General features: G+C 48.1%; 6 protein-coding genes and 1 pseudogene. 5 read left to right on the plus strand and 2 right to left on the minus strand.

From position 1 onward, the window contains the following. The first annotated feature begins 397 nt into the window (after positions 1–397). The 4 genes and pseudogenes from QUA56_RS15315 to QUA56_RS15330 all read left to right on the plus strand — a co-directional run bounded on the left by QUA56_RS15315 (position 398) and on the right by QUA56_RS15330 (position 9,249). Complete coding sequence (locus QUA56_RS15315; RefSeq protein WP_333358966.1) at positions 398–571, plus strand: hypothetical protein; 174 nt, start codon at positions 398–400, stop codon at positions 569–571. A gap of 348 nt (positions 572–919) precedes the next feature. Continuing rightward, positions 920–1,261, plus strand: a pseudogene (locus tag QUA56_RS15320) (DUF4347 domain-containing protein); the annotation flags it as partial. 985 nt (positions 1,262–2,246) lie between these two features. Next, positions 2,247–5,741, plus strand: coding sequence for a DUF4347 domain-containing protein (locus QUA56_RS15325; RefSeq protein WP_333358968.1), 3,495 nt, complete (start codon positions 2,247–2,249; stop codon positions 5,739–5,741). Between the two features lie 304 nt (positions 5,742–6,045). After that, positions 6,046–9,249, plus strand: coding sequence for a DUF4347 domain-containing protein (locus QUA56_RS15330; protein WP_333358970.1), 3,204 nt, complete (start codon positions 6,046–6,048; stop codon positions 9,247–9,249). Between the two features lie 245 nt (positions 9,250–9,494). Here the strand turns inward: QUA56_RS15330 and QUA56_RS15335 are convergent, their stop codons facing one another. Beyond that, on the minus strand, positions 9,495–13,025 hold the full coding sequence (locus QUA56_RS15335; RefSeq protein WP_333358972.1) for an AAA-like domain-containing protein: 3,531 nt from the start codon (positions 13,023–13,025) through the stop codon (positions 9,495–9,497). 51 nt (positions 13,026–13,076) lie between these two features. After that, positions 13,077–16,655: an AAA-like domain-containing protein gene (locus QUA56_RS15340; RefSeq protein WP_333358974.1), complete on the minus strand. Its 3,579-nt coding sequence runs from the start codon at positions 16,653–16,655 to the stop codon at positions 13,077–13,079. Between the two features lie 263 nt (positions 16,656–16,918). On the opposite strand from QUA56_RS15340, the gene QUA56_RS15345 reads away from it, so the two are divergent. Further along, positions 16,919–17,548, plus strand: coding sequence for a Uma2 family endonuclease (locus QUA56_RS15345; RefSeq protein WP_333358976.1), 630 nt, complete (start codon positions 16,919–16,921; stop codon positions 17,546–17,548). Positions 17,549–17,626: the final 78 nt, after the last annotated feature.

Genomic DNA, 17,626 nt, shown 5'->3' on the forward strand with positions numbered 1-17,626 from the left:
GGACATAATTCCGAATTAAAAGGTATGTAGTTGCGCTTCAGCGCTCTTTCCTAAGCTATAGCGATCCTACATTAGTTGCGAACACATCGGGCTTCACTAATCGTGAGTAGGTTGGTATTAATTCAGATGTGAGTTATAAATTTTTGTGAATCATTTAGGATTGCGATAAGAGCGCTAAACAGAACTAGATCGGACATAATTCCGAATTAAAAGGTATGTAGTTGCGCTTCAGCGCTCTTTCCTAAGCTATAGCGATCCTACATTAGTTGCGAACACATCGGGCTTCACCAATCGTGAGTAGGTTGGTATTAATTCAGATGTGAGTTATAAATTTTTGTGAATCATTTAGGATTGCTATACCATTTGAGATTTTATATTTTAGATTCAAGAATAGGCAATGACTGATAAATATCGAGGTTTGAAGCACGGGCCTGCAGTTGGATGCTTTTTTGAAAGTGGTGTCACGGATAGGATACAGGATCGATCGGTAATTGCGGGTGTGCCGGTAGTAGGGGAAAACACGCAGAATATAAATTCCGTGCGATCGCGGATGGCAGTGCAGCCAAAATAGGCCAAACTGATAGATAGGTGAAATAAGAATTAGCGAAATAAACAAGGTCAACGGCAGTTTATGAGGATCTGACTCCAGGGGTATATCTACCGCTAAACACCTTTTTGGAGGACAGAATATGTTCACTTCTATGACGAAAACCAATCCCGCCTCGGAATACCGAAATCCCCCATCCAAAAGCTTTGTATTCAATGACCAAGAATTTCAAAGGTGGTACCCGCCACGCGATCGAACCGTGGAATCAATCCTTGCATCTCAAATCTAAAATCCTCAAGCCCCCGAATTTGTCTCGCGCAAGTCAATCCAAAATCCAAAATCTAAAATCTAAAATCGAATGACTCCAGCCTCCATGACGGTGGATATTTTGTCTCGGAGATTTTGGCTGGTGAAGAAGTAATTTTACTCAAGTCCAACTCTGAAGGCATCCAGCAAATTACCTCGGCAATTCAAAAATATGCCTCTATCTTTAGAGAGATTGACAAAGTTCGCACAATTTCTGGCGGCAGTTCGGGCAAACGGCAATTAGGCTCTGTTATCCTCAGTTCAGATTACCTCGAACCAGACAAAAGTCAATTGCCACAATGGCAAAGTTCCCTGAGTGAAAAAAGCGGACTTGGTTGGTGTTATGCCGATCGAGATAGTGACACACTAGGCAACGGCGACGGGCGCGATCGACTGTTTGCTAATTAAGGAGAGTGAGCCAATTGAGGATGTGGAGCGTACCGAGGGCGACTGGCCCGAATGCAATTGTAATTAGGGGACGCAGGCGCGATCGAAATTAACGATTCGATCAGACTCAATCTGCAATTATATCAACTCCTGCGGAATAATTATAATCACGTTTGTAGTAACTAGAGCAGTCCCCAAAGTGCCTGCGCCAACCCACAAAGAACGTGATTGCCAGCGATCGACCGACTCTTAATATCAGACAGTTTTGAGTCTTAGTAAATGCGACAAAACCACTTGGAATCAGTATTTTGCTCTATCAAAAATCGAGCAACTTCAAAGCATATATAATTATTCAAAATGTACATTATTCTGGTTTTTATTGGATGAAATACAGGTATGGACACGGTAGTAACCAAGGCGTGTAAACTTAAGCCTGAAATCCCTGATAAATATCGTTTTTACCTGAGTCTAGATCCCCCTAAATCCCCCTTAATAAGGGGGACTTGAAGACGTTTCCAGTCCCCCCCTTATTAAGGGGGGCTAGGGGGGATCTAGATTTAATAGTCAAACAGCCGTCTGTGACTGGGTTTAACGTTAAGTTGTCACGCCTTGGGTAGTAACGTGTCCCTATACCTAAAATTTCACATTCAAATGAAAACGACTAAATATAATTCTGAATGGTTACTCAGGGGGGAATTACCTCCAGCATTTCCTAAGTTGAAATTAGCGCTCCCGTTAGCTAAATAAGGCTGAAAAACGGCGGAGAGTAGAAGCTGGATTTATTAGAATATTTTCGATAAATTTTGTGCTATATTCCCCAGCGTTAGCGGTCAAAAAATCCAGTATGTACCAGCGGCAACAGGTAAATCAGGATAAAATTAAAATAAAATAAATATTTTTTAATATTGCACTTTATCCAAATTGAGTGGTAAGATGTAATCAAATAAGCCTGATGAGATTACTCCGGGGTGTATCTACCAGTAATGCCCTTAATGGAGTATCCAATATGACTTCTACGTTCGCTCAAGTTAACTCACAATCTTCTTTGGAAAAACTGCCACCGCGCTCCTTAGTCTTCATTGACTCCGGCGTGGAAGATTACGAGTCAATTGCAGCGGGAGTGCTGCCGGGACAGCAGGTAGTAATACTCGATCGCACCAAAAACGGCATCGAACAAATCACCTCTGAAATTGAAAAATACGCCTCTACTAACGGGGCGATAGACTCGGTTCACATTATTTCTCACGGCAATTCTGGCAGCCTACAACTCGGCAATACCGCTCTGGGTTCAGATAACATAGAGCAATACAAAAGCCAGTTGGAAAAGTGGCAAACTTCACTAGCTCCACAAGCAGATATCATGCTGTACGGCTGTGATGTAGCCGCCGGTACAGGTGTTAATTTCGTCGATCGCTTCAGTCAATTAACCGGGGCTGACGTTGCCGCCTCCACCAACATAACCGGCCGCGACGGCGACTGGAATTTAGAATTTGCTAAGGGCCAAATTGAATCTCCCTTAGCCTTGCAGGCCGAGGCTATGGCCAGTTACCAAGGTGATTTAGCTACTATCGTAGTAGCCAACAATAGCGATAGCGGGCCCGGTTCATTAAGGGCTGCGATCGCCAGCGCTGTTGCAGGCGATACAATTACCTTCGCTCCAGGTTTAGCCAGCCAAACTATTACCCTCACCAGCGGTCAACTCGATATTCCCGTTGGCAAAAACATCACCATTGACGGCGCTGCCGCACCCGGTTTAACCATCAGCGGCAACAACGCATCCCGCGCCTTTTTTGTCAATGCAAACGTTGCGACTGCTACGAGTTTTGCTATCAAAAATCTCACTATTACCAACGGCAAAACCACCGATACAGGTGGCGCGATCGGTACAACGGACGAAGTAAACCTCACAGTAGACAATGTTCAGTTTAATAACAACGTTGCCGATAAGGGTGGTGGGGCGATTTTCGGGAATAACAACGATACCCTGACAGTAACGAACAGTAAATTCAACGGCAACATCGCCACGGCAGGTAATGACGAACGCGGTGCAGGTGCGATCGGCTTTTTGAGCTCCAAAGCTTTTACTGTCACCAACAGCGACTTCACCAACAACAAGGGAATTAACGGTGGGGCAATTAACAGCCTTCAGGGCAAGTTAACGATTGACAACTCGCGATTCATCGGCAACGACACCACCGCAGCCTCTTTCGACACAGGTAAAGATAATCCTGGTTTAAGGGGTAACGGTGGTGCTATTTACACAGACAGAGCCAGCAATCCGAGCGAAGCTTCCGGCACAATCAAGATTACCAATAGCGTATTTCAAGACAATAAAGGTCGAGGTGAAGGAGGCGCAGCTTATCTGTTCACGGGCAGCCAAGACAAGGTAATTTTGGAAAACACCACCTTCCAAAATAACGAAATTATGGCGCTAACAGGCGCCCCGCAGGATCAAAATCTTGGAAATGGTGGTGGGGTAACGATTTTGAGCGACCAAACCAACCAGGGATTGACTATTACCAACACTAGCTTTGCTGGCAACAAAGCCAACAATCAAGGTGGTGGCCTGTGGATGCGAAATGCCCCTGCTACGATTACTAACAGTACGTTTTCTGGCAACTCCACCGCGTTTGCTGCTGGTGATTTCAACAAACTCGGCGGTGCCATGACTCTTGGTGCACCCACGACTATTGTCAACACGACGATCGCCGATAATTCTGCCGGCTGGGTTGGTGGAGGTATCTTCGCCGATGCCGGTAATGTCACCCTCAAAAACACGATTCTTGCCAACAATACAGCGGCTAACGGAGGAAACCCTTGGGGAATTAACCAACACGTCACCGACGAATACGCCGATGGAGGAGGGAATTTTCAGTGGCCCGTGATTAGCACCGATATTAAGGCGACAGCAAGTGCGACGGTGGCAGACCCCTTACTCGGCCCTTTGCAAAACATCAACGGCGCTTTAGTCAGGCCCCTGCTGACAGGAAGTCCGGCAATTGATACAGGGATTGCCGCCGGCGCACCCGCTACGGATCAGCGCGGCCAGACTCGCCCTCAAGATGGCGACAGCATTCCAGGTGCGATCGTGGACAGCGGATCTTTTGAATTCGGAGGTACTGTCCTCCCGACTCCGACGCCGACTCCGACGCCCGCGCCGACACCGACTCCAACTCCAACTCCAACTCCAACTCCGACGCCTGCGCCGACTCCAACTCCAACACCGACGCCCGCGCCGACACCGACGCCCGCGCCAACTCCGACGCCTGCGCCAACTCCGACTGAGACTCCGACTCCGACTCCGGCGCCGACTCCAACTCCAACTCCAACGCCCGCGCCGACTCCGACGCCCGCGCCGACACCAACTCCGACACCGACGCCCGCGCCGACTCCGACGCCCGCGCCGACTCCAACTCCAACTCCGACGCCCGCGCCAACTCCGACTCCGGCGCCGACACCAACTCCGACACCGACTGAGACTCCAACTCCGACTCCGGCGCCGACACCAACTCCAACTCCGGCCTCGGATGCTTGCCTGCTGGATAGCCTCAACGCCCCGCAACTCGACCCTGCCACCATCACCCCGAACCCCGTCCAACAAACTCTCAATGGCAGTAACAATGCCGATTTCATCATGGGCGACGGCATCAACGAGTCAATTGACGGACTTGCCGGCAACGATACTCTTTACGGCATGGGCGGCAATGACAACATTGACGGCGGTGCAGATAACGACTCGCTTTTCGGCAATCAAGGGAGCGATTTCATCTCTGGTGGCGCTGGCGACGATACCATCTACGGCGGCAAAGATAATGACACTGTTGTTGGCGCTGATGGCAGCGATTTTTTAAGAGGAGATGTCGGCAAAGATACAGTTGCCGGCGGCCTGGGCAATGATACTATTTTTGGCGGCAAAGATGACGATATCTTGCTGGGTGAAGATGGCGACGACTACATTTTTGGCAACTTAGGAAATGACACAATTAATGCTGGAAATGGCAATGATACTGTGTTTGGCAATGAAGGTGCAGACCTAATTTTTGGTCAACTGGGAAATGACACGCTTTACGGCGGCAAAGAAAACGACAGTCTCGATGGCGGTGAGGGCAACGACTTGCTGTTCGGCGGCAATGAAAACGATGTACTCTGCGGCGACATCGGCAACGATACGCTTTACGGCGGAAAAGGCAACGATATTCTCAGTGGCGGTGCTGGTAGCGATTTCCTTTCCGGCGATGTTGGGGACGATACTTTGACAGGCGGTTCAGGAAATGATGTATTTTTCCTAACTCAAAGTTTGGGTAGCGACATCATTACCGATTTCCGCAAGGGAGAGGATTTAATTGGGTTGAATCCTGGTTTGAGTTTCAATCAACTCAGTATTACTTCCAGCAACAATCAGACTTTGATTAGCGTCACTGGCACCAATCAATTGTTAGCGAAGCTTAACGGTGCGCCCGGTACTCTCACCGCTAGCGATTTCACTCAGGTAACAATTTAATTGCTGTTTGTGCTGCATTTTGAATTGTAATAAGTTGTGCGCGGGCAGGCTTGCATCCTGCCCCGCCCGATCGAAGCAAAGCATGATTGATAGCAATTTTGGTTAATTGTTAGCAGTCAAAAGTGTTTGTAGTAAGGACTAAAGTCCTTAGTGAATATCAGCTTAGAGAGAGGACGGAAGTTTTTACTACAAACTTAATTAGGGCCAGATCGATGATTTTATATAAACAGCGATCGCACTTAATTCGATTGCTGCAGAGGTGTATCTGCCACTAAACAGCAAACATTCTCATAGGGTATGCAAAATGAACTCAACTTTTGCCAGTATTGATTCACAATCTGTTCTCCGCAATTCTCGTCCTAAATCTATTGTTTTCATTTATTCTGATTTAGATGACTATCAAACTATTGCTGACGGCGTGCTTCCCGGTACTGAGACGATCGTTTTAGATAAAAATGGCAACGGAGTCGAGCAAATTACTGCCGAACTGCAAAAAATCGCTGCGGCTGGGGAAACTGTAGACCAAGTTCACATTTTTTCTCACGGCAATTCTGGCAGCTTGCAGCTAGGTTCTGCGACGTTGAATTCGGATAATTTGCCGCAATATGAAAGCCAGTTGCAAGGGTGGCGAAATGCGCTGAGCGACCAAGCTGATATCGTGCTTTACGGTTGCGATGTGGCTGCGGGTTCTGGGAGCGATTTTGTCGATCGCCTGGGCGAGTTAACCGGGGCTGATATTGCGGCATCTACCGATCGCACTGGCCGCGGTGGTAACTGGAATTTGGAGTTTGCCAAGGGTGATATTGAAGCACCGCTAGCCTTGACTCCAGAGGCAATGGCGGATTACCGAGGGACTTTAGCGACTGTTACCGTTACTAACAGTAATGATAGCGGGCCTGGTTCATTGAGAGATGCGATCGCCTCCGCAGCGGCCGGCGATACTATTCAATTTGCCTCCACTCTTGCAAGTCAAACAATTACTCTCACTTCCGGTCAACTGGTCATCAACAAAAACTTGACAATTGATGCAGTTGGTGCAGCAAATTTAACCATCAGCGGCAACAATGCTTCGCGGGTTATCCTCACCGAAGGTTCAACCAATGTTACTCTAAAAAACCTGATTGTTGCCAGCGGCAAAGTTTCTGGAACCGACCCGAATAATGATGAAACTAGCGCCGGTGGTGGCATTCAAACTGGGGGTAACAGCACTTTAACTTTAGAAAATTGCCAAGTCAATAATAATGTTGCCGGTTTTGGTGGCGGCATTTATACAGGTTTTCGCAGCACCACTACTGTAATTAACAGCAAGTTTAGCGGCAATGACGGTTCTTTAGCGGATAATACCGAACGCGGCGGCGGGGCGATCGCCACTAAAAGCGGGGGTTCTCTGACGATCCGAGATAGCGAATTTACCAACAACAAAGGCAGCTACGGCGGAGCTGTTAATAACCTGTTGGGCAGCATGACGGTCGAAAACTCAAAATTCACCGGCAACCGCACAGAAAAAGGCGTTGGTGGGGCAGTTTACGTCGATGGAGCGAGCGAATTAACTAACGATGCGATCGGTGGCAATGTCATCATCCGCAACAGCGTTTTTGATGGCAATATCGGAGCGAGAGAAGGAGGAGCGGCATTTTTATTTGGCTATCTTCAAGATAAAGTGATTTTGGAAAATAGCACTTTTATCAACAATAAAGTTGTTAAGGATGCAGCAGGAGTTGGAGGTTCTGGAGGCGCAATTCGTCACGGAAATGCAGATATTACTATAACAAACAGCACTTTTGCTAACAACCAAGCTGAAGATAATGGTGGCGGTTTGTGGTTGGGAGAAAAGGGAAACATCAGCATTGTCAACAGTACATTTTCCGGTAACAGCGCTGCTAAGCAGGGTGGTGCAATACTTGTCGCCAACAGCGATTCTTTTTCGACTAACATCGTCAATTCGACTTTTGCTAAGAATAGCGCTGAATATTCGGGAGGTATTGCTACTTTTAACGATCCTGTGCAATCTCCAATTACTGTCAAGAATTCGATTTTTGATAGCAATACGGCAAGTAATCCTTTTAAAACTAGGCAGCACACTGGACGGGAGCTAATCGATGGGGGAAACAATCTTCAATTTCCCGCTAAACTCACGACGGGCGATCCTAATGATAGTAATGTTACGGCAAATGTGACGATCGCAGACCCCTTACTCGGCCCTTTGCAAAATATTAACGGCGCTTTCGTGCTGCCGCTGCTAGCAGGAAGTCCTGCCATTGATACCGGTACTGGTACGGGCGCGCCGGCTGCCGATCAGCGCGGTGTGAGTCGCCCTCAAGATGGTGATAGCAACGGAAGTGCGATCGTTGATATCGGCGCTTTTGAATTCACTACACTCACACCGACTCCAACTCCGACACCGACACCAACTCCAACTCCAACTCCAACTCCGACTCCAACTCCGACTCCGACTCCGATTCCAACTCCGACTCCGACTCCAACTCCGACTCCAACTCCGATTCCAACTCCGACTCCAACTCCCACACCGGTTGCAGATGATTGCTTGTTCGATGCAGTCAGCGCCCCGGAATTAAACTCTGCCACCATTACTCCCAACCCCGTCGAGCAAACTCTCAACGGCGGTGAAGATACCGATTTCATCATGGGCGGCGGCATCAACGAGTCAATTAACGGACTTGCCGGTAACGATACTCTTTACGGCATGGGCGGCAATGACAACATTGACGGCGGTGCAGATAACGACTCGCTTTTCGGGAATGAAGGCAGCGATTTCATCTCTGGTGGCGCTGGCAACGATACCATCTACGGCGGCAAAGATAATGACACTGTTGTTGGCGCTGATGGCAGCGATTTTGTCAGGGGAGATATTGGCAAAGATACTGTTGCCGGCGGCCTGGGCAATGATACTATTTTTGGCGGCAAAGATGACGATATCTTGCTGGGCGAAGATGGCGACGACTACATTTTTGGCAACTTAGGAAATGACACAATTAATGCTGGAAATGGCAACGATACTGTGTTTGGCAATGAAGGTGCAGACCTAATTTTTGGTCAACTGGGAAATGACACGCTTTACGGCGGCAAAGAAAACGACAGTCTCGATGGCGGTGAGGGCAACGACTTGCTGTTCGGCGGCAATGAAAACGATGTGCTCTGCGGCGACATCGGCAACGATACGCTTTACGGCGGAAAAGGCAACGATATTCTCAGTGGCGGCAGCGGTGCTGATTTCCTCAGTGGCGATGTTGGGGACGATACTTTGACAGGCGGTTCGGGAAATGATCTGTTTTTCCTAACTCAAAGTTTGGGTAGCGACATCATTACCGATTTCCGCAGGGGAGAGGATTTAATTGGGTTGAATTCTGATTTGAGTTTCAATCAACTCAGTATTACTTCTAGCAACAATCAAACTTTGATTAGCGTGACGGCTAGCAATCAAGTGCTGGCGAAGCTGAACAATATTACACCGGGTATTCTGACTGCTAGCGATTTTATCACTCAGTAGTTACTATACTAAATCCGGTTTGGCTGTACCCTCGATCGTTCTGCGTATCATTCGGCGGTTGAAACCGCTACTAAACAAACGAATTCCGCCTCCGCAGACTGAGAGATAAAGGGAGTAGTTAAGCCGGATTTAGTATTGTAGCATATTTCAATAAAAAGTAGCCAAACATGATAAATATCATCTAATCTTCGGATGCTCTAGCCCACACATATTAATATATAATTCCTAATAAAGCGGACTTGATATTATTCCGTTTTAATACGATCGCACAAATGTCTGTCCTCCTCCTTCACATCGGCATTCGTTCGCAAATAATCCCGCACCCAGTCGCAACCAAAAGCCAGGGGGTCTGTATTGAGAATTCGCTTCACATTCCACAAAATCGCCGTTTGGTCAATGCTGGTGGAGACAAGGAAAGTGCCGTCGGGACTAAAGGAAACTCCTATCACCGCACCTCTATGCCCCGCGAGCGTCGTCAGCAAGATGCCGTTAGAGTTCCAGAGTTTCACCGTGTTATCCAGACTTGCCGTAGCGACGATTTCACCATCCGGGCTAAAGGAAACTCCCAGCACTCCCTGTGTGTGACCTTTAAGCGTTCTCCGTAGCAGTGCTTTCTGAGGAACTGAGGTGTCTGAGGGATCTAATTTCCAGAGTTTGACGGTGCCATCTGTACTGGCTGAGGCGAGTGTCTTGCCATCGGGACTGAAACTGACCTCTAGAGTCAAAGCCTGATGAGCATCAATCGCCTGCAACAAAGTGCCATCGGGCTTCCAGATAGCGAGAGTACCGCTGCTACCGACGGCGGCTAAAGCTTTTCCATCAGGGCTAAAGGCCACACTCCAGAAGGCGCTGCCATCAAGCTTCAGAGTTCGCACTAACACGCCGTTTGGCTGCCAGAGTTTTACCGTGCCGTCTGTACTTGCGGAGGCAATAATTTTACCGTCAGGACTCCAAGCAATTCCGTAAACTATACCTTTGTGGGCGTTGATTTCTCCCAGGAATCTGCCACCCTTGTGCCAGAGTTTAACTGTTTTTTCGCCCCCCACGGCCATGACTTTACCGTCAGGACTGAATGCCACAGACCAAAGCCCTCCTTGGCCCTCCTGAAGCGTTTTCAGCAATGTGCCATCTGGCCGCCAAAGTTTCACCGTGCCGTCTGTACTTGCAGTGGCGACGATTTTTCCGTCATCCGCGAAAGCAGCAGCATAAACAGCAGCGTCGTGACCTTGCAGGGGCAACAGAAAAATGTTTTTCGGCTGCCAAAGTTTGACAGCATTTCCTACACCCAGCGAAGCAATGAAAGTGCCGTCAGGACTGAAATCGAGATCCCACACGCTATCGCGATGCCCTGTAAAAGTTCTGAGCTCTTTGCCGTCTTTACTCCAAAATTTGATGGTTCGATCGTCGCTGGCTGAGGCGATAATCTGACCGTCGGGACTGAAATCTAGACCCTCAACGCCAGATGCGTGACCCTTAAGGGTTCGCAGGGGCTGTAACTCTTCGTCTGACGGGACATGGGAGCGCCAAAGTTTAACAGTTTTATCCATGCTGGCGGAGGCAAATATCTTGCCGTCAGGACTGAACTCGACCTCCCATATTGCAGCGCTATGGCCTTGAAACCTTCGCAGTAACTTTACCGAGGCCCAGAATGCGCCGTTTTTTTTCCACAATCGGATCGTGCCCTCCCCGCTTCCGCTAACGAGCATTTCCCCGTCGGGGCTAAAGCTAAGACTCCGAACCGCATCGGTGCGATCGAGAATGGTTAATAAATTGCCGTTTTTGTCCCAGAGTTTAACGGTGTTATTCTCACCGGATGCAGCTAAAATCTCGCCATCTGGGCTGAACGCCAGACCCTGAAACTCGGTACTGTGTCCCTCAAGGGTGTGTAGGAGTTTGGGGCTCTGCCAAGAAGTTCCCTGTTGCTGCCAAAGTTTAACTGTGCCATCTTCACGGGCGCAAGCGAGGAGTTTACTGTCGGGGCTAAAAGCCAACCTCCATACCGTACCGTTGTGGGGAAGAGTGGCAACAAGGGTGCCATCTCGCTGCCAGAGTTTAACCGTTCTATCCACACTTGAGGAGGCAATGGTCCCAGCGTCGGGACTGATTGCTAATCTATACAGTGTCGCCTGATGTCCTGACAAGCGGTTGAACTCGGAAGCTCCATAAACGGCCTGCTCTAGTAATAATTGCACGCGATTTTCTAGTTCGGGATTTGCCCCACCGAATTGTTGCAGTTTGCGCTTGGCTTTGATGGCGGCGATGAGGGCGTCTAATTTTTGCTCTAAGGTGAAGAGGGCGGAGGAGGAGGTGGCGATCGCTTCTATTTCGCTTAAGGTGGCACGGCGATATTGCCAAAAAGCTGCTGTTCCGAGAAAGAGGGCGATCGCTAATGCGAAAGAGAGTGCAGCAATAAACCACTTTTGCCGTCTGGCATTTTTTTCGACTTCTTTTAACCTTTCTGCTTCTAAGGTCAGTTGCATTTCTTGCTTGTCGAGTTCGGCGCTAGCTGCTAAAAACTGATAGTCTAAATCGCTCAAACTTTTTCCCTGCATCCAGATTTGAGCATCTTTTAACGCTTGTCCCCTCAAAAGGCGCGAATCATCTGTTTGTTTGGCAGCGATCCAAGTATCGAAAGATTGGGAGTAAGGACGCAGTTGCCCTAATTGTTTCTCTACCCATTCTATATTAAATACTTCTTGATAAATTATGTTTTTTATCTGCAAATAGCCTGCGTTTTTCACCACTAAACCCGATAGCAATAGTTCGATTTGTTCTCGGGTGTCATCGGTTGGTACTTCCACACTTTGCAAGATTTGCTGGTAAATGCCTAGCAATCTTCCGGCGCGTTGTTCGTCACGGAGGAGGCGATCGCGTATCGTTTTCAGATGCTCTGGCTCGTCTAGGGATTCCCAGTTATTGACGATGCGCGATCGCACCAAACTATCGACCCAAAATGCCTCTGTTCCCGGGGGAATATTTACTAATCCGTCCGCCGTTTCCCGGCTGGCTCTATACGCCAAATAGCAAACTTTCTGGGTGAGAAATGGCTGTCCACAAGTCCAAGCTAATATTTGTTTGAGAACGGCATGAGGATTGCTGACGGCACTCTCTAATCCTTTAACTAATAGTTGGGCTTCGGAGAGTTCAAAACCCTGCAAATCTATAGCCTGACCGATATTAAAAGGAGTTCGATTTTTGTCAGCAATTAAATCGCTCGGCGTAGCTACTCCAAAAATTGCAAAAGTAATGCGGTTATACTCGGGATTAATCGCTCGCTGATTGTAGCAAAACCGAATCAGGGCAAAAAAATCATCGACAGCGAAATCCAAACTGAGAATGCTATCGATTTCATCAATGAATATAAAAATGCGCTCTTGGGGAAAATTAACCAGTAGGATATCTTCTATAAAATGACTCAATCTTTGCAGAAACGAGACATCTTCTGAGTCGCGCCACCAGGTTTTTAAATTAACTTGCCCTAAAAGATTGAAGCCGCGCCACAGTTCCCCTATCATACCTTTATACCACTGTAAAGGAGTGATATTTTCACTGCCGATGCGCGTCATGTCGATCGTACTGCATTGAAATCCTTCAGCTTGCAATCGGTGCAGGGTGCGGACTAATAGGGAAGATTTACCCATTTGCCGCGAGTTGAGGACGTAACAAAACTCCCCGTTTTTTAAGGCTTGGTAGATTTGGTCATCAGCTTTTCGCTTGACATAAGTGAGTGCATCTGTATTGAGACTGCCGCCAATTTGATAGGTGATTTCGGTCATAGGTAATAGTAAGTTGGGAGCGGGCGAATATTTAATTATTTAGTAAAAAAATCACTGTTTTGGAGTATTGTTGGTAATTCGATCGCACAAATGTCTGTCCTCCTCCTTCACATCGGCATTTGTCCGCAGATAATCCCGCACGCGATCGCACGCATAAGCGAGTTCATCGAGTTTGAGAATGCGCTCCACATCCCACAAAATCACCGTGCGATCGTCACCGGCGGAGGCAATTTGCTTGCCATCGGGACTAAACGCCACCCCCCAAACGTTCCCTTCATGTCCGGTTAGCGTCGTTATTTCTGTACCGTCTATCTTCCAAAGTTTGAGTGCGCCAGTTGAGCCTCCAGCCACCAGCATTTGACCGTCGGGACTGAAATCAACTGCCATCAAGCCTCTAGTATTTCCCTTGAGGGTTTTGAGCAACGTGCCATCGATCGTCCAGAGTTTAATCGTGTCATCCCTGCTGGCAGTTGCCAAAGTGCGATCGTCTGGACTGATGGCAACTTTCCAAATCGGGCTGCGATGACCCTCTAGAGTCTTGGAAAACCTACCGTCAAGGCTCCACAACCGAGCAGTGCTGTCGCTACTGGCTGAAACCAGCCTCTGTCCGTCAGGGGTAAAGTCCACATCGTAAACCCTAGCCCGATGCCCTGTGAACGTTTTCAGCAAAGTGCCGTCCTTGTTCCACAGTTTCACGGTTTTATCGTTGCTAGCAGAAGCCAGTAGCCGACCATCTGGACTGGCGGAGACATCCCACACTCCCGCCCCATGTCCTGTAATGGTTTTCAGCAGCGTCCCGTCGAACTGCCAGAATTTAATCGTTTTATCTTCACTAGCGGTAGCAAGGATGGGCGCGATCGCAGGATTGGCAAAGCTGGCACCAGAGAGGAAAGCAACCGATCGAACGGCAGTCTTATTTCCGGCAAAAGACTTCAGCAACGTGCCGTCTCGCGCCCACAGTTTGAAGCTGCCATCCGTACTGGCTGAAGCTAGCATCTGACCGTCCGGGCTGTAATCCACATCCCAAATCGTGCCGCCATGTCCGTAAAGGACTTTCGAGAAGGGGTTTATCGGGTTCCACAGTCGGGCGGTATTGTCGTCGCTAGCGGAGACAACCATTTGACTGTTGGGAACAAAGGTCACGCCTCGAATTCCAGATTGATGCCCTTTGAGGACTTTCAAAAGTGTCCCGTCCGGCTTCCAGAGGTTTATGGTTTGGTCGGCGCTGGCGGAAGCAATGAGATCGCCTGCTGTGCTGACGGCGACTTCAAACACTTCCGCACTGTGACCGCTAAGAGTTCGCAGCAGGGTTCCGTCGGGTTGCCAGAGTTTGACAGTGTTGTCAGCGCTGGCAGAGATGATGGCGGGACGCTTGGTGCCGCTATTGTCTGCAAGTAAAGCAAACTCAACGTCCCAAACGGTGGCGCTGTGGCCTTCCAGAGTGCTCACCAGTTCACCGTCTAGAGTCCAGACCTTGACCGTATTATCTGTGCTGCTAGAGGCGAGGAGGTTTCCATCGGGGCTAAAGGCAACACCCCAAACTGCACCTTGATGTCCGCTTAGGGTTTTGAGCAGTTTGCCACCGGCACTCCACAGCCGAATGGTGCTGTCTTCACTGGCGGAGGCGATGCGATCGCCGTCTGGACTCAGGGCGATCGCCCAGATCGCAGCGCTGTGTCCCTGAAAGGTTTTGAGCAGTTTGCCTTCCCGACTCCACAGATAAATGTTGCCGTCCACGCTGGATGTTACCAGGCGCTGGCTGTCGGGAGTAAAACGGAGGGCGTAGACGCTGCTGATCGTGTGTTGGAGAGTGTGCAGCAAGGTGCCATCCCGCTGCCAAACCTTGGCTGTTTGGTCGCCGCCCCCGGTGGCGATGAGTTGACCGTCTGGGCTGACATCAACTGCCAGAACCGGGCTGGAATGCCCCAAGAGGCGATTGAATTCTGCCGTTCCGTAGATCGCTTGTTGCAGCACTTGTTGAACTTGAAATTGCAACTGGGGGCTGGAATGAGGGAGACTCTCGAGCCTGCGTCTGGCTTTGATGGCGCTCGCGAGGGCGTCTAATCGCTGTTGGGAGGCGAATTGCCCGGAGGATGAGGAGGTGAGGGCTTGAATTTCGCTGGTGCGGGCTTTGTGCTCGCTGGTGACGGCGTAATGGTATTGCCAGAGGGCGAGAATGCCAAAGGCGATCGCAACTATCAGCGCTGCACTCAACGCCCCAATAAACCTCCTCTGTCGCTTCGCTGTTTCTCGCTCTAAATCTAACCGCTTGCGTTCCTCTACCAGTCGGGCTTCTACTTCTCTAACTCGTGCTGCTTCTAGTGCTTGTTGCACTTCGATTCGGTCTAATTCTTCACTTTGGGATAAAAACTGATAATCTAGGTCGCTTAAACTTTTGCCTCGCGCCGAATTTTGAGCGTCTTTCAACGCTTGTCCCCGCAATAGGCGCGATTTATCTTGTTGTTTTGCCGCCAACCACGCATCGAAGTTTTGCGAGTAAAGACGCAGTAATCCTAATTTTTTTTCGATCCATTCGCTGTCAAAAACTTTTTGATAAATTCGATTTTTTACTTTCAGCAAACCTTGTTCTTTTTCTACCAATCCACTGAGCATTAATTCTATTTGTTCTCGACTGTCATCGGTTGGCACTGCCGCGCCTTGCCAGATTTGCTGGTAAATTCCCAGCAATCTACCAGCGCGCTGTTCGTTTCGCAAGATGCGATCGCGAATCGTTTTCAAATGTTCCGGTTCGTCTTGAGATTCCCAGTTGTCGATGATGTGCGATCGAACTAAATTCTCAACCCAAAATTCTTCGCTTCCCGGTGGAAGTTTCAGCAATTCACTGGTAGAGTTTTCAGCGGCTTTGACTGCCAACTGACACAATTTTTGAGTCAGAAACGGTTGTCCTGCTGTCCACTTTAAGATTTCTTGTAAAACTCTCTGATAATTTTCGATTTGGACGGACAATCCTTTGGCTAAAGGTTGGGCTTCGTTTAAGGTAAAGCCATCTAACGCGATCGCACTGCCAATATTAAAAGGGGTTCGTTTTTTATCTGCAATTAAATCGCTGGGTGTGGCTACTCCAAATATTGCAAAACTAATTCGATTGTATTCTGGATTTATTGCTCGTTGATTATAAAAAAAGCGAATTAGGGCAAAAAAATCATCTACGGGAAAATCTAGGCTGAGAATGCTGTCAATTTCATCAATAAATATAATGATTCTATCTTCAGGAAATTTGCTCAGTAGAATATCTTCAATAAAATGACTCAATCTTTGCAGAAATGAGATATCTTCTCGCTCTTGCCACCAGGTTTTTAAATTAACTTTTCCTAAAAGATTGAAGCCGCGCCACAGTTCCCCAACCATGCCTTTATACCACTGTAAAGGGGTAATATTTTCGCTACCGATGCGGGTCATGTCGAGCGTGCTGCATTGAAAACCTTCTGCTTGCAGTCGGTGCAGCGTGCGGACTAATAGGGAAGATTTACCCATTTGCCGCGAGTTGAGGACGTAACAAAATTCGCTCGATTTTAAAGCTTCATAGAGTTCGGAATCTGCTTGTCTTACTACGTAGGTAGGTGCATCATTGGCGAGACTACCGCCAATTTGGTATGTTACCTGGGTCATGCCGTTTATGGGTTGGTTTTAAATTTAAGTTTTAGTAGAAAAAATGCAGTCTGAGCGTTACTTTTGTCGCCATCCCTAATTCATTATATAGCAATCCTCGCATCAGTCGCCTCTCTCGATCGAGACCAGAATCCTTGCAGTGCGAGCCAGAAAGCTCGCGTATAATGCCAGCAAATCATTTAGGATTGCTATAATAAAATATAGCCCCTAAAAATGTTTAATTATATTAACATTTAAATTAACAGCAAACAAGGAGAATCAATATGCTCATTCAAGAACAACCTGCCAAGTCTAAACAAATGACCCTAGATGAGTTTCTGGACTGGTATCCAGAGGGTCACGGTCGCTTTGAACTACATGATGGAGTCGTTATCGAAATGCAAGCAACTGGAACTCACGAACAAGTAGGGGGCTTCCTCGCCCTCAAAGTAGGTGTTCAGATTGAACGTTTGGCTTTGCCCTATTTCATTCCGCGCCAAGGAATTATTAAGGCTGTTGATTCTGATAAATCGGGCTACAGCCCCGATGTGATGGTGTTAGATTGGCACGGAATCGAAACGGAACCGATGTGGAAAAAGCGATCGACTATTACCAAAGGTGAAACAATCCGTTTAGTCATCGAAATCGTGAGTACCAATTGGCAAGATGACTACTTGATGAAGCTAGGGGAATATGAAAAGTTAGCAATTCCTGAATACTGGATTGTCGATTATTTGGGGTTGGGGGGAAGAAGATATATTGGCAACCCCAAGCAAGCAACTATTTCTGTTTATCAGTTAGTTGACGGTGAGTATGTAGTGAATCAATTTAGAGGGGATGATGTGCTGCAATCGCTTGCCTTCCCCGATTTAAACTTAACAGCAGCACAGATTTTTCAGGTGGGCAATAACTAATACCAAATCCGGGTTACTCATCCCCTTTATCGTATGGTAAGGTGCGTCGCTCGATCGCTTTCTGGGCAGCAAGAATTG

Source organism: Microcoleus sp. N3A4 (assembly GCF_036701805.1).
Classification (GTDB): domain Bacteria; phylum Cyanobacteriota; class Cyanobacteriia; order Cyanobacteriales; family Microcoleaceae; genus Microcoleus.